General features: G+C 57.5%; 22 protein-coding genes. 6 read left to right on the plus strand and 16 right to left on the minus strand.

Features of this window, described 5'->3' with window-relative positions:
- Positions 1 to 125 precede the first annotated feature (125 nt).
- Complete coding sequence (locus FJE54_RS01415; protein WP_255467155.1) at positions 126 to 1,259, plus strand: coiled-coil domain-containing protein; 1,134 nt, start codon at positions 126 to 128, stop codon at positions 1,257 to 1,259.
- A gap of 605 nt (positions 1,260 to 1,864) precedes the next feature.
- On the opposite strand, the gene FJE54_RS01420 is transcribed toward FJE54_RS01415, so the two are convergent.
- The 8 genes from FJE54_RS01420 to FJE54_RS16210 form a co-directional block, all read right to left on the minus strand.
- Positions 1,865 to 3,328 carry a response regulator transcription factor gene (locus FJE54_RS01420; protein WP_139650829.1) on the minus strand — a complete coding sequence of 488 codons (1,464 nt, stop codon included), beginning with the start codon at positions 3,326 to 3,328 and terminating at the stop codon, positions 1,865 to 1,867.
- Positions 3,329 to 3,448: 120 nt separating this feature from the next.
- The gene (locus FJE54_RS01425; protein ID WP_139650831.1) at positions 3,449 to 5,098 is read right to left on the minus strand and encodes an FAD-dependent oxidoreductase; all 1,650 of its coding nucleotides are present in this window, start codon (positions 5,096 to 5,098) and stop codon (positions 3,449 to 3,451) included.
- Positions 5,099 to 5,355: 257 nt separating this feature from the next.
- Positions 5,356 to 5,976, minus strand: coding sequence for a sugar O-acetyltransferase (locus FJE54_RS01430; protein ID WP_139650832.1), 621 nt, complete (start codon positions 5,974 to 5,976; stop codon positions 5,356 to 5,358).
- A 15-nt stretch (positions 5,977 to 5,991) separates the two neighbouring features.
- On the minus strand, positions 5,992 to 7,458 hold the full coding sequence (locus FJE54_RS01435) for a DHA2 family efflux MFS transporter permease subunit (protein ID WP_139650834.1): 1,467 nt from the start codon (positions 7,456 to 7,458) through the stop codon (positions 5,992 to 5,994).
- A 129-nt stretch (positions 7,459 to 7,587) separates the two neighbouring features.
- A complete protein-coding gene (locus FJE54_RS01440) occupies positions 7,588 to 8,250 on the minus strand; it encodes a M48 family metallopeptidase (RefSeq protein WP_139650836.1) in 663 nt (220 codons plus the stop codon).
- 40 nt (positions 8,251 to 8,290) lie between these two features.
- Positions 8,291 to 9,628, minus strand: a complete 1,338-nt coding sequence (locus FJE54_RS01445; RefSeq protein WP_255467156.1) for an MATE family efflux transporter — start codon at positions 9,626 to 9,628, stop codon at positions 8,291 to 8,293.
- 9 nt (positions 9,629 to 9,637) lie between these two features.
- Positions 9,638 to 10,492 (minus strand): 16S rRNA (cytidine(1402)-2'-O)-methyltransferase, encoded by an 855-nt coding sequence (rsmI, locus tag FJE54_RS01450; protein ID WP_139650838.1) that lies wholly within the window; start codon positions 10,490 to 10,492, stop codon positions 9,638 to 9,640.
- An 8-nt stretch (positions 10,493 to 10,500) separates the two neighbouring features.
- A complete protein-coding gene (locus tag FJE54_RS16210) occupies positions 10,501 to 10,629 on the minus strand; it encodes a hypothetical protein (RefSeq protein ID WP_255467157.1) in 129 nt (42 codons plus the stop codon).
- 153 nt (positions 10,630 to 10,782) lie between these two features.
- Here FJE54_RS16210 and FJE54_RS01455 point away from each other — a divergent pair, with 153 nt between their 5' ends.
- A complete protein-coding gene (locus tag FJE54_RS01455) occupies positions 10,783 to 11,604 on the plus strand; it encodes an alpha/beta hydrolase (RefSeq protein ID WP_139650840.1) in 822 nt (273 codons plus the stop codon).
- A gap of 243 nt (positions 11,605 to 11,847) precedes the next feature.
- Here the strand turns inward: FJE54_RS01455 and FJE54_RS01460 are convergent, their stop codons facing one another.
- Both FJE54_RS01460 and FJE54_RS01465 read right to left on the minus strand, forming a co-directional pair.
- Positions 11,848 to 12,237, minus strand: coding sequence for a type II toxin-antitoxin system death-on-curing family toxin (locus tag FJE54_RS01460; protein WP_139650842.1), 390 nt, complete (start codon positions 12,235 to 12,237; stop codon positions 11,848 to 11,850).
- The gene (locus FJE54_RS01465) at positions 12,234 to 12,467 is read right to left on the minus strand and encodes a type II toxin-antitoxin system prevent-host-death family antitoxin (RefSeq protein WP_139650843.1); all 234 of its coding nucleotides are present in this window, start codon (positions 12,465 to 12,467) and stop codon (positions 12,234 to 12,236) included. Before FJE54_RS01465 ends, FJE54_RS01460 begins: the two co-directional genes overlap by 4 nt.
- A gap of 317 nt (positions 12,468 to 12,784) precedes the next feature.
- Between FJE54_RS01465 and FJE54_RS16215 the strand changes: the two genes are divergently transcribed.
- A complete protein-coding gene (locus FJE54_RS16215) occupies positions 12,785 to 12,907 on the plus strand; it encodes a hypothetical protein (RefSeq protein ID WP_255467158.1) in 123 nt (40 codons plus the stop codon).
- 23 nt (positions 12,908 to 12,930) lie between these two features.
- On the plus strand, positions 12,931 to 13,194 hold the full coding sequence (locus FJE54_RS01470) for a hypothetical protein (RefSeq protein WP_139650845.1): 264 nt from the start codon (positions 12,931 to 12,933) through the stop codon (positions 13,192 to 13,194).
- 96 nt (positions 13,195 to 13,290) lie between these two features.
- Here FJE54_RS01470 and FJE54_RS01475 read toward each other — a convergent pair whose 3' ends face one another.
- A complete protein-coding gene (locus tag FJE54_RS01475; protein ID WP_439653125.1) occupies positions 13,291 to 17,946 on the minus strand; it encodes an acyl-CoA dehydratase activase-related protein in 4,656 nt (1,551 codons plus the stop codon).
- A gap of 33 nt (positions 17,947 to 17,979) precedes the next feature.
- Entirely contained in the window at positions 17,980 to 18,675 is a 696-nt protein-coding gene (locus FJE54_RS01480; protein WP_139650847.1) for a TetR/AcrR family transcriptional regulator, read from the minus strand.
- A gap of 336 nt (positions 18,676 to 19,011) precedes the next feature.
- On the opposite strand from FJE54_RS01480, the gene FJE54_RS01485 reads away from it, so the two are divergent.
- Positions 19,012 to 19,983, plus strand: a complete 972-nt coding sequence (locus FJE54_RS01485; RefSeq protein ID WP_139650849.1) for a biotin--[acetyl-CoA-carboxylase] ligase — start codon at positions 19,012 to 19,014, stop codon at positions 19,981 to 19,983.
- Between the two features lie 115 nt (positions 19,984 to 20,098).
- Positions 20,099 to 21,463, plus strand: coding sequence for a PFL family protein (locus FJE54_RS01490; protein WP_139650851.1), 1,365 nt, complete (start codon positions 20,099 to 20,101; stop codon positions 21,461 to 21,463).
- 31 nt (positions 21,464 to 21,494) lie between these two features.
- On the opposite strand, the gene FJE54_RS16410 is transcribed toward FJE54_RS01490, so the two are convergent.
- The 4 genes from FJE54_RS16410 to FJE54_RS01510 all read right to left on the minus strand — a co-directional run bounded on the left by FJE54_RS16410 (position 21,495) and on the right by FJE54_RS01510 (position 23,045).
- The gene (locus tag FJE54_RS16410) at positions 21,495 to 21,809 is read right to left on the minus strand and encodes a type II toxin-antitoxin system RelE/ParE family toxin (RefSeq protein ID WP_139650853.1); all 315 of its coding nucleotides are present in this window, start codon (positions 21,807 to 21,809) and stop codon (positions 21,495 to 21,497) included.
- Positions 21,790 to 22,164: a delta-aminolevulinic acid dehydratase gene (locus tag FJE54_RS01500; RefSeq protein ID WP_139650855.1), complete on the minus strand. Its 375-nt coding sequence runs from the start codon at positions 22,162 to 22,164 to the stop codon at positions 21,790 to 21,792. The genes FJE54_RS16410 and FJE54_RS01500 overlap by 20 nt, the downstream gene beginning before the upstream one ends.
- Before the next feature lie 108 nt (positions 22,165 to 22,272).
- A complete protein-coding gene (locus FJE54_RS01505) occupies positions 22,273 to 22,731 on the minus strand; it encodes a PIN domain-containing protein (RefSeq protein WP_369406379.1) in 459 nt (152 codons plus the stop codon).
- Complete coding sequence (locus tag FJE54_RS01510) at positions 22,728 to 23,045, minus strand: type II toxin-antitoxin system RelB/DinJ family antitoxin (protein ID WP_139650857.1); 318 nt, start codon at positions 23,043 to 23,045, stop codon at positions 22,728 to 22,730. The genes FJE54_RS01505 and FJE54_RS01510 overlap by 4 nt, the downstream gene beginning before the upstream one ends.
- Between the last annotated feature and the right edge of the window lie 4 nt (positions 23,046 to 23,049).

The following is a 23,049-nucleotide window of genomic DNA, read 5'->3' on the forward strand; positions in this document are numbered from 1 at the left end:
TTCACCTGGCTTCGGCCGCAAGTTGAAGCGTCGCTGGATACGCTCAGGACAAGCTCAGCGGCTTGTGTGGCTTTCATGACGTGCGGCAAAGCACGAATAACCGTCGGGTATACTTCGAAATTCGTATGGCTACACTACACAACAACCGCACCGTGCCAACGTTCGACGCCCGCAAGGCTATCGCATGCCTCGCTGCGTTCGTCCTTGCGTTTTCCCTTGCACTTCCGTCGCTCAGCCCTGCTTCCGCACAGGCCGAAACGAATCCCATCATTGCCGAACCCGACGAGCTCCAACAGAAAATCGAGCAAACGGCTGCTGAGTACGACGAGGCGGTCGCCAACCTGGAAGCCGTGGAACAGCAGATCGAAGACACCCATGCGCGTATCGACGAGTTGAACGCAAACCTTCCCGCACAGCAGGAAAAGAGCGGCGATGCCCTGAAAGCGCTCTACAACCTGCAACAAGAGGGATTCTCGCTTATGGATATGCTGCTCGGTGCGGGGACGATCGAGGATTTCCTTACCACCTACGAGTACATCGACCGCATCCATACCAAGAACGTGAACGAGATCAATCGGCTCACGAGTATGAAACAAGAGCTCGAAGACACCGAGAAGGATCTCGAAGACAAGAAGCAGGAAGCCGAAACCGAGAAGATCCGCGCCGAAGACGCGCTTAAGAGCGCTCAAGCGGCACGCGAAGAAGCGCAGAGAAAAGCCGAAGAAGCCGCAGCTGCCGAGCAGAAAGCCGCTGAAGAGGCGGCCAAGGTGGCAGAAGCTGCGGAGGCCGAGAAGAAGGCAGCGGAAGAAACCGAGCAGAAGCTCGATGAACCGAGCAGCTCGGGCTCGGTCACGCAGGAACCCGAAAGCCCGAGCGAAAACGTCGATTGGTCGACCGACAAGCAGGCGTTCGTCAACGAATGGACGCCGCGCATCGACGCCTACCTTTCCGGTTCACCTCTGGCGGGCCAGGGCAAAACGTTCGCCGAAGCCGCATGGAACTACGGCGTAGACCCCCGCTGGTCGCCTGCCATCTCGCTGACCGAAAGCTCCAAAGGCGCTGCATGCGCCTATCCCCACAACGCTTGGGGCTGGGGCACTATAAGCTGGTCGAGCTGGGAAGAAGCCATCAATGCCCACGTTCGCGGACTCGCACGAGGCTACGGCTACACGATAACGGTCGACGCTGCGAAGAAGTACTGCCCACCCAATTGGGAGCATTGGTACAACACCACGCTCGCCCAGATGGAAATGATTTAGCAGGCTCATGCAGGCACCGCACACCCGCGCCGTGCGCCAGCGCGAGCAGTATTTCGGATGCCCAAGCCCAAACGACCTTCAGCAACCTTACCTTCTCGCACAATACCGTACAAGTACTTCTGCATGCACCGACGATCCAAGACCCATCTTCGCCGCATTCTCGACGCGAGCGTCCGGCCCCACGGCATCCCACCTAAGATACGCATGGGGCCTATCATCCAATTCCCGGCAGATCGGACGCTTTTCAGTACAAAATGACGTTTGCGAACGGATTTTTCTCCTGAATCCGCTTCTCCAAATAGGGAAGTTAGGCGATATACCTGATCAAAAATACTCGCACACAACTATCTTTATAAAAGATCGTTCGCAAACGTCATTTTGTACTGAAACAGACACGGATTCACTGATTTTCATTCCGAAAGCAGTAGGTTCGCTGAGTTTTTTAAAGGTTTTCATCATGCGCACTGTGTACGTCCGGAACCATCTGCTGCGCAGATTCTGCCTCTGCCTTCGTCCGAGTCCCTCACCCCCACTCTGGTTTACCTCGGTTACACCGCAGACGAGAAGCCACAAGCCGCTGCACGCGGTTGATCCCTAACCGAAAGCTAGCTTTCCCGATCGACACGCTCTCTGATTTCCTTCTGCGCGAAATCGATCAGTTCCTGACGAGAATGCACATTCGTTTTCTCGTATATATGACGCGTATGCGATCTGATCGTGCCTTCGGACACACCGAGCTTTGTGGCAATCCAGGGAATCGATCTTCCCGAAACAAACAAGCCAAGCAACTCCGTTTCCCGCGGCGTAAGGCGATACCGAGCGGCAAGGCTGCGAACCGACTCATCTGTTGCTTGCTGGACCACATCGATCGTCACCGACTCTTTCTTCATGAGTCCCCACACGCTTGAAGAGCCCCCATACAGCAGCAAAACCGCAGCGGCTACCAGAAGATACGCGACAGCGGTCATCGTTATTGCCATATTGGCGTCATCTGACCATGCCCAGGGGACCAATAGCGAACCAACGACTCCCCCAACGAGCACGCCACCTAAAGCCGCAACGCGTGCAATCGCAATAATACGCGTCGCATCCATGCAATGCCGGGCGACTAGCGCCGCAACGACAATCCAGCCCATCATGTCGAAGCACGTGTACCCCGCCATAACAACAACGCTCGAAAAAGAAATGCTCTTCGTAAACGGGGCGGCAAGGAATCCTGCTGTGATAAGAAGCAGCCCAATTCTGTAGGATATATCGGGTTTCCACGAGAATATGCCAAACCCGACGAGTACTACAAGCGATATGAGTCCTCGGACCGCAATGTTCGATCCCACAATCGAGTCCGCCCCGTCATGGGGGAGAACAAGAAGATATTGCATGATGCCAAACGCTGCGCAAAACAGGAATAGGATTACGAGGAAGCGCAATGGTACCTCGCCCAGAATCGCGACGCTCTCGGAATCGTTTTCAGCCTTTTCGTCCTCGGCGTCAAAAGCGGCAATCCGCTCGCTCTTCCCGATGCGCAACGTCAACACCAAGAGCAACCCCGACGCAATCGGAAGAAGCACGACGATCATACGAGCGGCAGCGGGGATCATCAGCGTGACGACGAACCCAAACAATACTGCTGCGACGAACGTTCCCGGTATACAGATGCTTGCGCCCTCTACGCGATACGACGATATAAGATATCCCCAGGAGAGCGCACCGATTCCCATGCCTAATCCGCATGTTAGTGCGGCCATCGCTATCGCGAATTCGGAGTAGTGCACGCTCGCTAGCACGATACACCCGCTCCCGAAAAAACAGAGCAGCGAAAATAAAACGATCGTTCGTTTCGACAAAAGCGGAACGTTTTTCTTTGCCAATGAAGCGAGCGCCGATACGGCAACCGCAACCGCCATCACTGTCAAATGAAGGACCGAAAGCTGAACAGCACCCTGTGCGATCGGCTCGTATAGTATCGGCATGAACAGAGCGCAATCGACCCACGACCAATACAGACCGAAACCGATCATGGTCAGCACGTACCTCGAATTAAGCAGCGGCAAAGCACCGATACGTTTCATCGCCCTCCCTCGATACGCGAAACGCTCCCACCGAGATTATAAACGAAACCCCGCCCGCAGAGCGAACGGGGGCACGCAGAGTTGCACGCACCCCCGTTGCACAGAGGAAATGAAACGGGTTTACGCTCGCGTTGCCGCCGAACGGCCTGCTACGTACCCATGAGCATCGGCCATTCCGTTGCTCAGGCCGCATAGCTCCTGAAAGTAGCTCGTTCCAAATCGCCTTCCAACCGTATTGCCCGCAGCGTACAGCCCGTCAATCGGCGATCCGTCTTTCTTGAGCACCTGCATGTTCTTGTTTACCCAAACGCCACCGAGGCAAACGCCATAGCCAATGAGAACGTTTTGATTAGCAAAAAACGGCGGATCCGTAATTTTTGTCGCGACAAGTCGATCGAGTGGCAGCCCGAAATCGTCGTCGTGGCCCGAATCGGCAAGCGCATTGCGTCGAGCAACCGTCTCGGCAAACGCTGCGGGATCGATTCCCATCAACGCTGCAAGCTCTTCAAGCGTATCCGCTTTTAGCGAAGCCTCTTCGATAGCGGCTTTCTTTTCAGCATCGGGAAGGAACGTATTTTCCCATGTCATCACCTTTAACTCGTTGCATACATCCGCCCAGCGCGAGTCGAACACCTGAAATGCTGTCATATCGGGCTGATGCCCAACCGAATTGAATGCAATAAAGTTGCTGCTCGCTTCGTTTTGGAACCGCTCCCCTCGTTTATTGACCAGCAAAAACGGAACAGGCTGTGGAACGAGGAACGTACACGCAGTCATCGGCGCATGGGGAGGGCGCTGCATCTCGGCACCCGCCCAAACCATCATTTTATGGCCGTCTCCCGTATTAACGGGGGGTGCATAGAAGCAGTTGAGGCCAAGCCCCGCAACCTGCGGTACGAATTCGTCGACCATGTCGGGGTTGTTTCCGTACTCTCCCGTTGTAACGATTACGCCTTTACTCGCATTGAACCGAATGTATTGGTTGTTCTGCTGACCGTAAACCCCCGTAACATTGCCAGCTTCATCCTGGATAAGAGCAACGCCAGGAGTCGAATAGTAGAACTCTCCGCCCTCGCTTTGGATTTTTTTCGTAAGCGCATCGATAGCTGGTCCATTTGCATCACCAGGACCGACTGCATGGCCGACGGGATAAGCTCCTTCGGTGAAGTATTCCTGCTCTTCTTGATCGTAATCGGGAAGAGGAAGCGTGTTGATACGACTTTCAACTCCATCTGCCGCCGTCAGCTCGACAATCTTGTCAAGGACAGCTCCGCTTTCAGCGGCCCAGACACGCAAAAGCGATTCGTCGGCGTTCATGCCGGAATTTTTCATCTCGGCCTTGATGAATTTGTCGATATCTTCAACCGTGAACGTTATACCGCTCTCTGCTTGAAGCTTCGTATTGACTGCACCATGGACTCCGCCGCCCGAACGAGACGTCTGGCCCTTCTCGAGAATAATCGGCTTCACGCCGTTCTCAATGGCAGCAAGTCCAGCCGCAAGCCCCGCAACCCCGGCACCGACGATGACGACCTCGGCATCGACGGTTTTACTTACGTCGGCTACCTCCGGCGGAATGCCGAGCCAGTCCTTCTTGCCCGCTGGCGCGTTTTCGTTCGATGGAGCCGCCGTCTGATCCGCACCATCCGCATCCGATTTTCCTTCGGCCGCAGGAGAGCACCCGACGAAGCATCCCGCGACACCCAAAGCCGTTGCACCCGCCACACCTGCAAGAAAATGCCGTCGATCCATATTCAGCTGATTTGCCATGACTTCCTCTTTCCCTCCGATTCGATGCGGGCACGTTTCGCCCGTTATCCTGATTGTTCGAATCGAAGGGGAAAGCCACAACTCCAAAAACAACGTATTTTCCTGAATTGCCCTCTCCTAAAACGGTAGAGATAAGCATTTGAACAGGTAGTTTACTTCTAGCGCACAGCGTCGATAACCCAAGGTATTTGGTCCGACTGCCATGCAGACTTGTCCCACAGAATGCGAGTGCAGCGTGTTTCGGACAGACCGCCCTTTCACAGCCTCAACCCGATCCGATCCGCTTCGGTGATCTCGCGGACGGGGCGACATGGATTACCGTATGCGATCGTACGCGCAGGGATGTCCTTGGTGACAACGCTGCCCGATCCGATCACGACGCCCTCGCCGATGGTCACGCCCGGGTTGATCGTAACGTTTGCGGCGATCCACACGTTATCGCCCACCGTAATGGGCTCGCAACGCTCGTAGAAGTGATCTCCCGTCTCGTCGGAGAACGGCACGCGCTCTTCGGCAAGCAAAGGATGCATCGGCGTCGAAAACGTGACATTCGGCCCGACCCATACGTCGTTGCCGAGCACAATCGGGGCACCGTCGAGAAACACTGCGTTAAAATTGACGAAGCTCCCTTTGCCGATGTGTATGTTGTAGCCGAAATCGAACCAGAGCCCAAGCGAAAGCGTCACTCCCTCGCCGATCGATCCGAACACGTCGCGCAGAAGATCGGTTCGCTGGTCGGTTGTCAGGCTTTGGTCGGTATTGAATCGGCATGCAACCGCACGGGCATGCTCGAGATCGCGACCCATCAGGGGATCGGCCACATCGCACCATTCGCCGGATGCCAGGCGCTCGCGCGCCGGATGCATATCGTTGTTCATGTGCTCGCTTTCTTCTCAGGCGTTCTTGGGTACAGTCTTTCGCTTATGCGGGACGAAAGCGAGCCCCACGACAAGTCCAACGAACACGATAGCAGCCTGAACCTCGAAACTCACGCCGAATCCGAACAAATCGATCCCCGTCGATGCTTCGGCGTTGCCCGCCATGACCGACACGAGGATCGAGCTTCCGATCGCACCGAATATCTGACGAAACGATGTCATGATCGCGGTGCCTTGCGCAAGGTCGTCGCTCGGCAACGCGGCGCATCCGTACGCCGTCATCGGCATCATGAGACATGCGACCCCGATGATGCGGATGCCGTACGTTACCGTTACGATCCATGCAGGAACGCCCGTCCCGAGCTTCACGAACACAAGCGTCCCCAGAATAAGCAGCGTGCATCCGACGGCGATGAGGGGCCGGGCGCCGTACTTGTCGAGAAGGCGACCCGTAAGCGGGTTGAGGAATCCGAGCAGCATAGCACCCGGCAAGATGGTCAGACCCGAGGCCGTTGCGCTTTTGCCTTGGATGTCCTGCACGAACAACGGCACCATGATCGCGCCTACCATCAACGCCACCTGCGTGACCACCACAAGCACCGTCGCGATGCCGAATTGACGGTTTTTCAGACAGCAAAGCTTGAGCAGCGGATTATCGATGACGAACTGCCGCCGGGCAAACACGACGAGTGCAACCGTTCCGAGAATAGAGGGGATGTAGGCGCGAACGTCGTCGAGTCCGAGCGACTCCACCGCGGTCACCCCCACCATGAAGCACACGAACCCGACGGTGTAGAGCATGGCCGAAAGCGTATCGAATCGCTCCCGTTCGTGTTCGGCAGCATCGCGCAGCACGAACACCGATACGAGGATGATGACGGCAACGATTGACCCGAGAATGATGAAAATCGACTTCCATCCCCACAGATCGATCATGAATCCGGAAACCGTCGGCCCAATGGCGGGCGCAAAGCCGATGATGAGGCCCACCATGCCCATAGCGCGCCCATACTGTTCTTTCGGATAGACCGACAACGCCACCACTTGCACAAGCGGAAGCGCCACACCCGCTCCCCCCGCCTGCAGCAGGCGCGCAGCGAGCAAAAGCCAGTAATTGGGAGCGACGAGCGCCGCCGCACACCCTGCTACGAAAACGGTCATGGCGATCATGAAGAGGTACTTCGTGTTGAACTTGCCGATAAGTGCCGCCGTCATGGCCGATATCAGCCCGAGCGTGAAGATGTAGGACGTGGTAAGCAACTGTCCGAGTGTCGCATCGACACCGAACTGCACCATGATGGTGGGCAGAGCCGCAATGAGCATGCTTTGCGAAAGCGATGCGATAAACGTGCCGACCATCATCGTGGCAAGCACGATCGTCCGCCTGCGTTTGGGCATACCGGATTCGATGGGGGAATCCTCATTGCGCAAAGGGGCAGTACCGACGACGGTCGGATCCGGTGTTTCAGGTGGACGGTCCATTTCCCCATTATGGGCACATCGGCGCTTTGTCAACCGTTCGGTTGCCGATGCGTCACGAAACTGGCGAATTGAAGGCGGGCAACGGGGCATTGACGGCATCGACCCCGACGAGCGAACATGGCGCGGCACCTATCCGCGCAGCTTCGCTCTCCGTTCGCGCCAATCGGGAAGATACGCATCCATGAGCGCCTTGAACCGCGGCCCGTGTCCGCGCTCGAGCAAGTGGCACAGCTCGTGAACGACCACGTACTCCAAACACTCCGGCGGATACTTCGCAAGCTGCACGTTGATGCAGATGCGGCCCGTTTTCGGATTGCAGCTGCCCCATCGGCTCGTCATGTTCCGGTACGCGAGCTTGCCCGCGCGCACGCCCATAACCGGCTCCCACGTTGCCACAAGGCTCGGCACCGCGGCCTTCACCGCCGCACGCCATGCCAACACCTCGTCGGGAGTCGCTTCGTGCGCAAGGCCGTACGGCGACGCGGCATGTGCCTGCCTGCGCGCTTCGATCCAGCCTTGCTTCTCGGTGACGAACGAGGCGATCTGAGCATCGGAGACCCACGGCGGCGCCGACACCGCAATGCTTCCATCGGGCTTCACCCGAAGATTCACGTTCTTGATGCGCTTCACCGTAAGGGCCACGGGCATACCGTTCACCTCGATCGCGCGCTCGCCAAGTTTCGCCCCCGCGCCCGCACGCCTGGCTGCACCTGAAGCGGTGCGTTGAGCCGCGCCCGCCCCCGCTTGCCTGCCTGCACGCGCATGCTTCTCCGCTTTTTTGTCCGCGTGCATGCGTCCCTCAAACGACCGCCGCCCGGAGGTGGGTTTCTTCCTACCCAGCACGGCGCACGCCCCTCTTGCGCACAAACCTCACGAGGAAAAAGGCCGTCAAACACGCGGTTGCAGCCTCCGCTGCCGGAAACGTGGCCCACACGCCTGTCATTCCGAACAGCGCAGCAAGCACGAACACGAACGCGACGATGGCGACGAACCCGCGCACGATCGATATGGCGAGCCCGCGCGCAGGCTCCTCGACCGCGCTGAAGAACGCGGCCGCAACGATGTTCGCACCCGCGAACAGGTAGCCGACGAAGTATATGCGCATGCCGTCCGCAGCCAGCGCGGTGAGACGAGGATCGTTATCGCGGTTGAACGCCGCCGCAAGCGGATCGGCAAACAGCCATACCACTGCGATGACGAGCACCGAGATAACAAGTGCAGTCAGAAGCGTATACCGCAGCACCTTGTTCAGATTGCCCGTATGGCCCTGCGCGTAGTTGTGCGAAGCAAGCGGCTGGATACCCTGCGCCGTGCCCACGAACAGCGCTGTGGCGACGAACGCCAGATTTGCCACGATTCCATAGGCGGCGACGCCCGTGTTCCCTTCGAATGAAAGGATGATGAGGTTGAAGATGAACAACACGACGCCGCCCGTGATTTCGACGATGAACGACGAGATGCCTAGCGCCGCAATGCTTCTCATCAAGGAGAAATCGGGCCTTGTTTTTACAAACGTGAACGTGTTTTTGCGCTTGATGAAGTGGATGGAAAGCACTGCCATGCTGAGGATGGGGGCGATGCCTGTCGCAAACGCCGCACCGAACATACCCCACTCGAACACCATGATGAACAGGTAATCGAGCAGAATGTTCGCCATGCTTCCGAGGATCATGCCGGCCATCGCAAGCTGCGGGCTGCCGTCGTTGCGCACGAAGGGCAAAAGCACGTTGTTCATGAGGAAGAACGGCGCAAAACAAAAGATGACCCGGAGGTATGTGCTCGTAAGCTCCAGCGTATCGGCATCGGCACCGAGGCCATGCGAGATCGGGGTGGCGAACACATTCACCGCCACAAGGTATACCGCGGCGGCAACAAGGGCGAGCATAACCGCGTTTGAAAACGTACGGCTTGCAGCACCTGTGTTTCCCTGTGATTTGAACACCTGGAACTTCGTCGCGCCTCCGATGCCGAGCATGAGTCCAGTGGCCTGCATGATAGTCCAGATGACAATGGCGAAGTTGAGCGCGGCGAGGCCGTCGGCCCCCACCCCGTTTGCGATGAAAAACGTGTCGGCGAGAATGTAGACCGACATGGCGATCATACCGAACACGTTGAGCGAAACGTAGCGCGCGAATTGCTTGCCTATCGGACCATCCAACGTCTCATCCACCGCGCTGCCCTACCCGATCGCAATTCCGTACGCGTCGTTGCGGGAAATGCCGAACTCCCGCTGAAGCGCCGCCGTGATGTCCTTTTTGGTGAAACCGCCTTCGTGCCTGAGCTCTTCCGCCCGCATTCTGGCTGCCTCGAGCGCCTCTTTTTCGTCGGCCACCGCTTCGCGCTCGCTCGGACCGCCGATGACGATGACGATCTCGCCCTTAATGGCCGCGTCGCGCTCGCGCGCTTCGAATAGGCGAGCGACCTCAACCGAAGGCATGCGCACGACCTCCTCGTGGAGCTTGGTGAGCTCACGGCATACCGCAACCTCGCGTTCGGGGAACGCTTCGGCGATCGCGGTGAGCGTCGAGGCGAGCCGCTTCGGGCTTTCGTAGAAGATGAGCGCGGCATCGAGACTTTTGAGCCTGGTGAGCGCTTCGGTGCGTTCAGCGGCTTTGCGGGGAAAGAACCCCCCGAAGTAGAAACGGGGGCTCGCTGTGCCGCTTGCCACGTACGCGGTCGCAACGGCAGTCGGGCCCGGCAGCACTTCGACGCCAACGCCTGCGTCCTGAGCAGCCCGCACGAGTCGAAGTCCCGGATCCGAAACCCCCGGCATACCCGCATCGCTTGCGTACACGATCGTCTCGCCGTGCTCCACTCTCCCAACGATACGGTCGGCCTGCGTCGACAGCGCCTGTTCATCGAGGCGTTCGAGCCGTTTCTTGATGCCGAAGGCGGCAAGCAGCTTGCCCGTGACGCGCGTATCCTCAGCGCAGACGACATCGGCGTTTTGCAGCGCCCTAAGGGCGCGATCGGTCATGTCGCCGAGGTTTCCCAGCGGTGTCGGGCAGATGATGAGCTTGCCTGTGCTCGTCATAACGACTCCTACTTCCTGCGCTTCATGAGCACGAAGGCGATTATGAGGACGACGAGGGCGGCCACGATGATTCCCCCTACGACAAACGGCATCATGCTGTCACCGAGACACGCCGTCGTACATGCTTCAAGCTCCATCGAGAACCACCTTCTTTCTTCACTCCGTATCGTGGCACAAAAACCCGCATATTACCACCGTGCCGAACCGCCCGACCACAGCTTCCATAGAGTAGAATGGGCTTGGCTCAAGGCCGTACATCCAAAAACGCATCCAAGCCACGAGGAGCAGCCATGCACAGAGAGTTCACCAAAACAGCCCACGACAACGTTCTTCTTTGCGGAAGACTCGATGCTCCCGACGATCCGAAAGCAATCGTCGTCATCGTACACGGTTTGTGCGAGCATTACGGCCGGTACGACTACCTCACAGGCAAGCTCAACGATGCCGGATACGCCGTTGTGCGCTTCGATCATCGGGGCCACGGCCGATCGATGGGCAAGCTGGTATTCTTCCGCGACCGCGAGGAAATCGTGAAAGACACTGAACTGTTCGTCAGCGCTGCCCGCGAAGCGTATCCCGATCTTCTCGTGTACATGATCGGCCACTCGATGGGCGGGTTCGGTGCGGCGAGCTTCGGCACCGCGCACCCAGGCGAACTTGCCGGATACGTGCTTTCGGGCGCATGGACGCGTGACCACAAAGGGCTTGCAGCCAATGTCGATGAAGGGATGCCCGACGACGCGTACCTGCCCAACGAGCTCGGCGATGGCGTATGCTCTGATCCGGCGGTCGTGAAGGCGTATTGCGAGGATGCATTTGTGGCCAAGGAGATGTCGGTCGGCCTGTTACGCGCCGTGCACGACGGTCATACCTGGCTTAAAGAACACGCGGGGGATTTCATTGACCCGGTGATCCTGCTGCACGGCGGAAACGACGGCCTCGTTGACCCGCTAGATAGCCTCGACATGTTCGAAGAGGTTTCCTCAACCGACAAATCGCTGCGCGTCTACGCGGGCCTCTGCCACGAGATTTTCAACGAGTTCGATCGCGACCAGGTTATCCGGGATGCGATCGAGTGGCTCGATCGAGAAGCCGGTATGGCGGACTCATAGCAAAGAGCCTGCCGAAGAGCTGCTGTGCGGGCCACCCTCCTTGCGCGCGTCGCTGTCTCGGAAGTGCGCGCCAGGCTTCTACGAGCCTAATGAGCACCGAAGGCTACCGAAAAGGATGAGTGGTTCACCTAACGCGACGCGTAAACCCCATACGCGCAAACGCGCACAGGTAGATTTTGCAGCTTCAAGGAGGGCCGCATCGCCAGCGGCCTTCCCTTATTCTTGCTCGAAACAGGCTTGTTTTTACCCTATGACGGCTTCGACCCACGCGACGAACTCGTTGTACGAAAGAGACCCGTCGGCAACAGCGATGATCGTACGATACAAATCATCGCCTCGTGGCTTGAACCGTACGTCGTTGCCTCGGAGGAACATGCCGAGACAAGCTGCCCCTGTCCGTTTGTTACCGTCGACAAAAGGATGGTTGTTCACTATTCCAAATGCGTAGCGTGCAGCTTTCTCCGCTGATGTTTGATACAGGTCTTCCCCATCGAACGTTTGGCGCGGTTGGGCGAGAGCAGACTCCAACAGATCGGTATCCCGAACTCCTTCGGAACCGCCAAATTGATCAAGCAGGTACTCATGGACCGCGATGACTTCCGATAATTCGAGATACCTCCAATCCCGTTTCATTTTGCAAGCTCGGCAAAAACGTCTGCGTACTCATCGATAAAACCTTTAGCTACGTCTACCATGTCGGCAGTCCTTCCCTCTTCCTGATCGGGTTTCGCGGCTTCGATCGGGATGATCTGAGCGATAGGGCGGCTGTTCTTGAAAACCGTTACGCTTCCTGCCACCCGCACCTTTTCCATTACTCCGTTGAAATCGCGGGCGACTTCCGTCGCGGTGACGCTGATAGGCATGGCGTCCTCCTTGGTCCAATCTTTCTATCTGATGCTTTCATTATAGACTTATTTTAGAATGCGTATTATTATACGCATTTATTTTTGCATTATTTTTTGATTATACTTCAGACTGAGTTCCTTTGAAGAAAGGTATTCAAACATCCCCTCAACGCCTCGGCATCAGCGTCCTTCGCTCGCAAACAAGCGCATTACGGCCCTTTGTCGCCTTGTCCCCAACTGCTGTGTGCGGGCGGTCGATGCCGCATTGGTTTGATACAGTCGAATACCCTAAAACGGCTGAAGCGCCGACACGAACAAACCTGAAAGGAGGAGCCATGTACGATCCCACCACGAGAACCTTCACCGTGAACGTCTGGACCTACAAGAACAGCTTTTTCGAAAGGCTCCTCGCGCGCAGAGCGCGACGGCTCGCATCGCGCGGCAGCTTCCGGTTCTAACGAAACTCGAAGAAAGGAATCCCATGAAAAACGCACTGATCGCACTTGCAGCTTTAGGAGCAGCGTTTCTGATCGGCACGAAGCTTACCGGCAATAATCCCAAAGAGGTTGCGAGCGATATCGCCTCGAGCGCCTCGAGCGCCGTCGAAGGCGCGAAGGAGAAAGCGACGAAGGCAGCTTCTCATACGAAGAAGAAGGCTTCGGAGGTCGTTTTCGACGCCAAGGGCATCGCTCACGACGCGGGAAACGCAGTCGCAGAAACCGCGGCTAAGGCGGCGGCAAACTAGCAGCTGCACGAGTACTCCCAGCTTTCGCCAACACGATCTACAGGAAAGGGGCCTTTGGGGCCCCTTCCTGTTTGCAATCAGTGTTCGAAAACCAACTTACGCTCTCTCTGTCTCGTACTCCACGGCACCGAGCCTCTCGCTCGCAGGTGCTGGCTTTTCCGACTTCACAAACGCATCGCGCGTAGCCTTCGCTTCCCCAACCTTATCGGCAAGATTCGCCTTCGCCACCGAGATCATGAGCTTGATGCGATTGAGCTGGTTCACCTCGGAGGCACCGGGATCGTAGTCCACGGCGACTATGTTGCTTTCGGGGTAGCGACGGCGCAGCTCCTTGATGACGGCTTTGCCCACTACATGGTTCGGCAGGCAGGCGAACGGCTGCGTGCAGACGACGTTCGGAGAGCCCGTGCGGATGAGCTCGACCATCTCGGCGGTGAGCAGCCATCCTTCACCCATCGAGTTGCACAAACTCAAAATCTCGCTCGCGTATTCGGCGAGTTCGTAGATGTTCGCAGGCGGCTCGAAACGATTCGATGCCGCAAGCGCCTTGTTCACCGGAGCCCGGAACCGTTCGATGAATTTAAGTGCGATGCGACTACCGATCGCGCCCTTCGAGCTGCGGCCGAGCGGATCTTTCTGGAAGATCGCTCCCGCGATGCCGAACAGGAAGAACTCGATGAGTCCCGGAACGACCGCCTCGCAGCCTTCGCGCTCGATCACGTCGATGATCTGGTTGTTCGCCGTAGGATGGAACTTCACGAGAATCTCGCCTACCACGCCGACACGCGGTTTGGTCCCCTCCCCCTTAAGCGGCAGCGTATCGAAGTCCTCTACGATCTGGCGCACCGTCCGCTTGAATTCACTGCGCCCAAGGCCCCCCGCAAGCTGCTTTTTGCACGTTTCCATCCAATGATCGAACAGGCGCGTCGCGCTTTCTGGCTCGACTTCGTAGGGCCGGGTGCGGTACAAGCACATCATGAGCAGATCGCCGTAACAGAGCGCATAGACCGCCTGCAAAAGCATCTTCGGCGTGATTTTGAACCCGGGATTTTCCTCGTCGAGCTTTTTGAACGAGAGCGAGATGACGGGGATGTGCTCGAGTCCCACCGATTTGAGTGCCTTGCGGATGAGAGCGATGTAGTTGGTCGCACGGCATCCTCCGCCGGTCTGCGTGATGATGATAGCCAGCTTGTCGGTGTCGTAGCGCCCGCTCATCACCGCCTCCATGACCTGCCCGGTCGTAAGTATCGACGGATAGCAGATGTCGTTGTTGACGTACTTCAGGCCCGCATCCACCGCACCGTGGTCCACCGACGGAAGCAGCTCGAGGTTGTAGCCGAACCGCTGGAAGATGTCGATCAGAAGTTCGAAGTGGATCGGGGCCATCTGCGGCGCGAGGATCGTGTAGCCCTCGGCCTTCATCTGCTCGGTGTACTGCGCCCGCTCGAACTCGGTTGGCGCGCCCTCGCGCTGCCTGAATGCCTCGGCAGCAACGGGTGCGGCTTTTTCGGTGAACGTGGCGGGTACCGAAGCTTCGGCGATTTCCGCCGCAATGCGGCCTTCGGTTTCGCCTGTTTTACGGTCTATGGCCGATTCGGGCGTTTCCTTAAGGAGGTTCACGAGCGAAGAAGCCGCGGGACAACCCCGGTTCATGCTTTCCGATTCCGCCTCTTCATCGGCCTGATCTTTGAGCGCTGCGAGAAGGCTCCGCACGCGAATACGCGCGGCACCGAGATTCGACACCTCGTCGATCTTGAGCACGGTGAACACTTTGCCCGCAGCTTCGAGGATTTCCTGCACCTGATCGGTTGTGAGCGCATCGAGGCCACAGCCGAACGAATTGAGCTGGATGAGATCGAGGTCTTTGCGCTCGGTAGCCACTTTGGCTGCAGCGTACAGACGCGTGTGGTACATCCACTGGTCGACCACGCGTATCGGCCGCTCGAGCGTTCCTAAGTGCGCAACCGAGTCTTCGGTGAGCACCGCAAGACCGAAACTCGTCAAGAGTTCGGGAATGGCATGGTTGATCTCGGGATCGTTGTGGTACGGACGGCCTGCAAGCACGATGCCGTGGGTGTCGGTTTCCTCCATCCATGCAAGCGTTTCGGCTCCCTTGGCGCGAATATCGCGCTTGAACGCCTCGTCCTCGGCCCACGCAGCCTCAACCGCCGCATCGATATCCGCCTGCGTCGGTGCGGGAATCCCTTCACCCATAAGATCGCGATGCTCTTCCACGAGCTCGACGAACAAACGCTTCTTCAAGTGCTCTTTCTGATCGTACGGCAACCACGGGTTCAAAAACACCGTTTTGGATTCTCGCAGCTCATCGATGTTGAGGCGCAGCGCCTCAGGATAGCTTGCGACGATCGGGCAGTTGAAATGGTTGCCAGCGCCCTCATCTTCCTGACGCTCCCACTTGGAACAGGGAAACCAAATGAAGTCGGGATGCTTGTCGAGCAGGTTCATGATGTGGCCGTGGGAGAGCTTTGCCGGATAACACACCGATTCGGACGGCATCGATTCGATGCCCGCCTCGTAGGTTTTCTTCGTCGACGGGTCGGAGAGAACCACCCTGAATCCGAGCTTTGTGAAAAACGTGAACCAGAACGGGTAATTCTCGTACATGTTAAGTGCACGCGGGATGCCGACCGTTGTGCGCGACGCTTCTTCGGCGGAAAGCGGTACGTAGTCGAAGAGGCGCTTGCTCTTGTATTCGTAGAGGTTCGGGACGCTTTTGCTCTCGTCGAGCGTGCCGGCTCCCTTTTCGCAGCGATTACCCGTTATGAAACGGCGGTGCTTGCCGGTAGCCTCGTCTTTCCCGAAATCGTTGACCGTGAGCAGACACGAGTTCGAGCAACCCTTGCAGCGCACCGTCTTATGCGAGGGGCTGAGCGCCATGAGTTGATCGAGCGTGAGCATCGAGGTTCGAACCTCGCCGCGCGAGCCCATGCGCAGCAGCGCTTCATGGCACCGGTCGCGCGCGAGCAGCGCGGCACCGTAGGCGCCCATGTTACCCGCGATATCAGGGCGCACGGCGTTCACTTCGGAAAGCTGCTCGAACGCACGCAGCACCGCATCGTTCAAAAACGTACCGCCCTGCACGATGACCTTCTCGCCCACGTCGTGGGGATCGCGTATTTTGATGACCTTGAACAGCGCGTTCTTGATAACTGAGATAGCCAAGCCGGCCGCGATGTCACCGACCGTCGCGCCTTCTTTCTGCGCCTGCTTCACGCGGCTGTTCATGAACACGGTGCAGCGGCTGCCGAGATCGACCGGATTCTCCGCTTCGATGGCAGTCTGCGCGAACTCGGCCACCTCGAGGTTCAACCCCGTCGCAAAGCTTTCGATGAAGCTGCCGCAGCCCGAGGAGCACGCCTCGTTGAGCATGATATGGTCGATCACGCCGTCTTTCACGCGTAGGCATTTCATATCCTGCCCGCCAATGTCGAGGATAAACTCGACTCCGGGCAGCATTTCTTGGGCGCCCCGCAGATGCGCCACCGTTTCGATCTCACCGGAATCGACGCGCAGCGCCTCGAGCAGGAGCCCCTCGCCGTAGCCGGTTACCGTCGCGTGTCCGATACGCACAACCGGCTCGCCCGTTGCGGCATCGACGGGAAGCGCGTTGTACATCTCGCCGAGCGCCGTCTTCGCACACCCGAGCACGTCTCCTTTGTTGTTCGCGTAGTGCGTCCAGAGCAAGCGCCCGTCTTCGCCGATGAGCGCCGCCTTGAACGTGGTAGACCCGGCATCGATGCCGAGGTAAGCCGTGCCCTCGTAATCCATGAGCTCGCCGCGCGCCACGCGCTCGCAGCTGTGACGCTCCTTGAATTCGCGGTAGTCCTTATCGCTCGCGAACAGCGGATCGAGCCGCACGACTTCCGAACCCTGGATGTCTCCGAGGCCCTTCAAGCGACTGACCACATCGGAAAGGAGCTCTGCCTTCGCTTCGGTGCCCGCGATTGCACAGCCACAGGCAACGAACAAGTGGGCGTTTTCGGGAACGATCGAATGCTCGCCATCGAGCTCGAGCGTTTGATAGAATCGTTTACGCAGTTCGGGAAGGTACTGCAGAGGTCCTCCGAGAAAGGCTACGTTGCCGCGTATCGGTCGGCCGCACGCAAGCCCCGAGATGGTCTGGGTTACGACGGATTGGAAGATCGAGGCGGCGATATCCTCTTTGCGTGCGCCCTCGTTGAGCAGCGGCTGCACGTCGGTCTTCGCGAACACGCCGCAGCGACTCGCAATGGGATAGATGGTCGAACAGCTTGCCGCAAGTTCGTTCAATCCGCCTGCATCGGTATTGAGCAGAGCCGCCATCTGGTCGATGAACGCGCCGGTGCCGCCTGCGCACGTACCGTTCATGCGCTGTTCGATACCCTGATCGAAGTAAATGATCTTCGCGTCCTCGCCACCGAGCTCGATGGCCACATCGGTTTTGGGGATAAAGGTCTCAACGGCGGTTTTGCTCGCGATAACCTCCTGCACGAACTCGATGTCGAGCCACTGCGCCAAAAGCAGACCGCCCGAGCCGGTGATCGCGATAGTCATGGCCTCAGAGCCGAAATCGGCGGCGGCCTCTTCGAGCACCTCGATAATCGTCGCCCGAACATCGGCGTGGTGACGACGGTAGATGGAATAGCGCACGGCGTTCTCTTGGTCGAGAATCGCCAGCTTCACGGTAGTAGACCCCACATCGATGCCGATATGCAAGGACTCGTTGGTTTCCAGTACTGACTCGGTGGCCACGGTGTATCTCCTTTAGCTGCCCTTGTCCGTTTCTTACAGTTTGATCGATTCGCCCGGTTTGATGAAGAGCAGGCGCATCGCGATGAGCGCCATTTCCTCCGAGCTTTCCTGCATGCCCGTTTCGATCCATTGCGTGATGACGCCCAAGTACGCAGAGGCGAAGAATGCAACGTAGTAGTTTACGAACGGCGTGGGGTTTTCGCGGTACCGCTCGTGAAGGATGGATTGGATGAGGTTCGTGCATACCGAATCGCGCAGGCGCGGGCCGAATCCTACATCGCCACCCGGTCCGAGCACGGCATGGAGAAAACCTCCCTCTTCGCGCAGGTAGTCGAACAGCTCGACCAGAAACGGCAGGGGTTTCTTCCTGATCTGGTATGCGAGGATTTCTTTGAGGTTCAGATCCTGCATCTTGTTCTGAAAGCAGTCGAGCCCCTGCATAATCTCGTTTTCGAACGTTTCGAGCAGGTGCTCTTTATCATGGTAGTGGTTGTAGAACGTCCCTCGATTCAAATCAGCGCGCGTGCAGAGGTCGCCCACCGTAATGCTGTCGAAGCCCTGCTCTTCCATGAGCGAAATAAGCGCGCTTCTGAGCGCCTTCTTGGAGCGCATGATGCGACGGTCGACGGCACAGGGGGCAACCGTTGCCGCCGAACAGGCGTCAGCCTCCGAGCGGGCTGCGACCTTGAGTTCTGCGGTGGCGCAGGCAGCGGCTGCTGATTGGGTCATGAGGCCTTCTTTCGACTACAGCATCGGTCATCGGACCCGTCGGCCCGCACATCGGCAATTGAACAGGACGATCAATAATCAACACGTTGTTCAATAGAGCATTGTACTGGTTGCCGAAGCCGATAGCAAGCAACAACCTTGCAATGGAGGATAACGGTAGGCTGGTACCAGATTCGAGGCTTGTGCGAATCCCCTATCGGGGCAGCATCGAAAGATGCTCGGTGCTCAGCCATCCGATACGAAACCGCTCGAAACAGATCAATCGTCACCCTCATTTACTTTTCGAGGTTGACGCTCGGGTGCAGCTCTCGTATCATCCGAACCCCAGGAGGCATGATGAGCACCAAAAACAAGGTTCTGCGCATACTGGAAGACAACCAAGAACGTCACCTTTCAGGTGCGGCCATAGCACGCGATCTCGGCATAAGCCGCAATGCTGTATGGAAAGCCATCGAAGCCCTGCGCTCCGAGGGTTACACCATCGAAGCGGTTACGAATAAGGGCTATGCGCTTTCGCAGAAAGGCGACCCGCTTTCGCCCCAGAGCATCGAACGCCATCTGCCCGCACGTCATCCCTTCGCGATTTCCGTTCGGAAACGAATCGATTCGACGAACTCAGAAGCGCGCAGACGGGCGCTCGAAGGAGTCCGGGAGGCAACGGTGATCGTCGCCGAAGAGCAGACAGCCGGCAAGGGACGGCCCGGCAAATCGTTCTACTCCCCCGCCTCGACGGGCCTGTATCTGAGCATCGTGCTCTATCCCAACCTGCAAGCGAGCCAAGGCCAGTTCATCACTTGTGCAGCAGCCGTTGCGACCGCGCGGGCGATCGAGCAGGTGACCGGATCTGCTGCGCTCATCAAATGGGTGAACGATATCTACTGCGATGGCAAAAAGGTGTCGGGCATTCTGACCGAGGGAACCATCGATATGGAATCGGGGCGGTTCGAACATGCGGTGCTCGGCATAGGCGTCAACGTCAGGAAGCCCGCCGAAGGATTTCCTGAAAACCTTGTAGACGTTGCGGGGACGATTTGCGATAACGAACGTGGGGCTGTGCGAAGCGAACTCGCCGCATGCATTCTCGAAACGTTCTGGAACCTGTATGCAACGATCGAAGACTGCTCATTTTACGAGGAATACCGCTCACGCTGCTTCCTTATCGGAAAACCGATCGTCATCACGCGCAACGGCACACGCATCCGCGCCAAAGCAATCGATCTTACCCGTGACTTCAAGCTCGTCATCGAGCTGCCCGATAAAACCACGCTTGAACTGCCCTACGGAGAAGTGAGCACAAGTCAGGGGTGAGCGCCCAAACCACCTGTGCGAAAACTTCGAATACGAGTTACGCAGACCGCACAAGGAGTGATTTTTGCTATGCTGTATTCGTTATGCGTACCTATATAAGAGAAAGACGCCGCTCATGCAGATCACACCAGCCGAAATCCGCGAGACCCTTGCGATGGTCAGCAAGCAGCACCTCGATATCCGCACCATTACGCTGGGGTTGAATCTGCGAGGCTGCACGCATGAGGACATCGACGTTATGGCCGGCAAGGTCTACGACCGCATGACGCGCGCCGCCGAAGAGCTTGTTCCAACCGCCGAACAGCTCGAACGCGAATTCGGCATTCCGATCATCAACAAGCGCATATCCGTCACGCCGATCGCCGAGATCTGCGCCGCGACCGACGCACAGGACTTCACCCCCATCGCCATCGCCATGGACAAGGCGGGCAAAGAAGTCGGCGTCGATTTCGTCGGGGGCTTTTCTGCACTCGTGCATAAGGGCGCATCGAGCGCCGACGAGCGGCTTATGAACTCGATCCCCCATGCGCTTTCGACGACTGACAACGTGTGTTCGTCAATCAACGTCGGATCCACGCGAGCGGGCATCAACATGGATGCCGTGCTCAAAATGGCAGGCATCATCAAACAAACGGCCGAAGCGACCGCCGACAACCAATGCATCGGCGCAGGCAAGCTCGTCGTATTCTGCAACGCCGTCGAGGATAACCCCTTCATGGCGGGCGCGTTCCACGGATCGGGCGAAGCGGACGCGGTCGTGAACGTGGGCGTTTCGGGACCGGGCGTGGTGCGCGCCGTACTCGCTGACATGCCGAAAGACGCCGACATCACGAGCATCGCCGAAGCCATCAAGGCAACCGCATTCAAAATCACCCGCGCAGGCGAGCTCATGGCACGCGAAGCATCGAAGCGCCTGGGTGTTCAGCAGGGCATCCTCGATCTGTCGCTCGCCCCCACCCCCGCCGAAGGCGATTCGGTGGCGGAGATCATCGAAGCCATCGGCGTCGGCCAGTGCGGCGGCCCCGGCACCACGGCTGCTCTCGCTATGCTCAACGACGCCGTGAAGAAGGGCGGCGTTATGGCCTCCTCGTCGGTCGGGGGGCTCTCGGGTGCATTCATTCCGGTATCGGAGGATGCGGGAATGATCCGAGCCGCCGAGGACGGAGCGCTTTCACTTGAAAAACTCGAGGCCATGACCTGCGTGTGCTCGGTCGGCCTCGACATGATCGCCATCCCCGGCGACACGACGGTAGAGACGATTTTCGGCATCATTGCCGACGAATGCGCCATCGGCATGATCAACAACAAAACGACTGCTGTGCGCATCATCCCCGCCATCGGCAAGTCTGTGGGCGATAAGCTCGATTTCGGCGGCCTTCTGGGCTACGCGCCGGTCATGCCCGTAAACCAGTACGCGGGTTCCGTGTTCGCCCATCGCGGCGGCCGCTTCCCCGCTCCGTTGAATTCGTTGAAGAATTAGGCGGGACGCCGGAGACTCGCGCTAGACGCTTTCATTGCGAGCCCGTTCGCATATCATACTCCTGCGCCTGATGAAACATGCGGGCGAACACTACTTCTTTGTTCTCGATCCAATATACGATTACGTAATTTCGTATGTAGTGCTCGCGGGCATCTCGCGCTCGCAAAGTCGGTCTGTTCGAAACAGCATGTATAAAGGGGGTTTCGGACAGCAGTTCGATTGCCTTATCGACTTCGCCAATAAGATTCAGAGCAGCTTGCGGGGCCTTCAACTTGCTAACAAGGTATTCGAGTATGTCGTCGTAGTCATTTTCGAACGACTCCGTCTTAACGATCGTATAAGCCATATTTTTTGCGCATTCTCTCTTGCATTTCACGCGCAGGTCCTACTCTTCCTTCGGCGATGTCGAGCTCGGCTTCTGCGATCCTTTTTTGCAGCGGTACGATTTTTCTCTTCATCTCTCTGTATTGCTCGATCAGCTCTTCGCCCTCGCGTCCCTGTTCGACAAGATAGCGAAGGATATCCACAGTAACATCCTCATCATCGACGTCGAGAGGTTGCAGCAGCAGCCCCTGTTCGGTCCACGTGCAGAGCGCGTATTCCCCGAAACCTGCTTCTTCGTATATTTTTGCAGGAATCGTAATCTGCCGTTTGCTTGAGATCTTTATCGTCTGCGGCTCTGCCAATGCTGCCACGCCCATTACTACCTCCTTTTACCAAGCGCTTGGTGCTTGGTAATCATTTTACCACAAGAAAGGCTTTGCGCGCAGGGTTTGGCATCAAGCCTTGTTGGCTTTCGCTAGCCTTCGCTACCAGGGGATCTCCTTGTAAACGAGTCCTTTTTCCTCTTCGAGATACGAGAAGAACTCATCGCAATCGAATACTCTGATGGACGATTTCTCGAAATCCTTTTGATTGCGGGTGATGATGGCATCAGCTTTCAGCTTGAGCGCACACTGGTAGACGCATGCATCCTCGAAATCGCTCCATGACGAATCGAGCGCAGCATCGATGTCTGCTTCAGTAAGCGAGCAGATGCGCGTTTGCTTGCGCAACATTCGCAAAGCAGCTTTCGCCTGGTCGCAGCTCATTCTCTGCGGACCTGTTGTCAATATGAAAAAAATATCCGTAAGTTGCGACGAGCTTGCCCATAGCGTGAACTCATGAAGCGCTCCGAGCAGCAGCATTTTCTTTGCAGACGAATCGAAAGGCTCGCGGCGAGCAAAAAAGTCTATGAAGATGTTCGTATCGATCACATACTGCATCATGCTCTCCCATCTTCAAAATGGCCACGCGATGCAAGTCGTTCGTATCTGATCTCGTCATCGGTTATATTTGCAAATCGATTGTTTTTCGGTAATCGCGGTATGCTGTCCACCCAGGCGATGGCCTCTGCAAGCTCCTCCCGCGTTATCTTCCGACGCTGTTCCGTCCCGGGAAACGGAAGCTTTTTATTCTCGATCACGTAGTCGTACAGACGATTTACCACCTGCGACGAATTCGTACCCAGCTGCTCGAGTATGCGGTTGCCCGCTTCCTTTTTCTCGGAAGCCATGCGCGCCGTCACCATTGCATCTGCCATGTCG

The sequence above is a fragment of the Raoultibacter phocaeensis genome, assembly GCF_901411515.1.
Classification (GTDB): Bacteria; Actinomycetota; Coriobacteriia; order Coriobacteriales; family Eggerthellaceae; genus Raoultibacter; species Raoultibacter phocaeensis.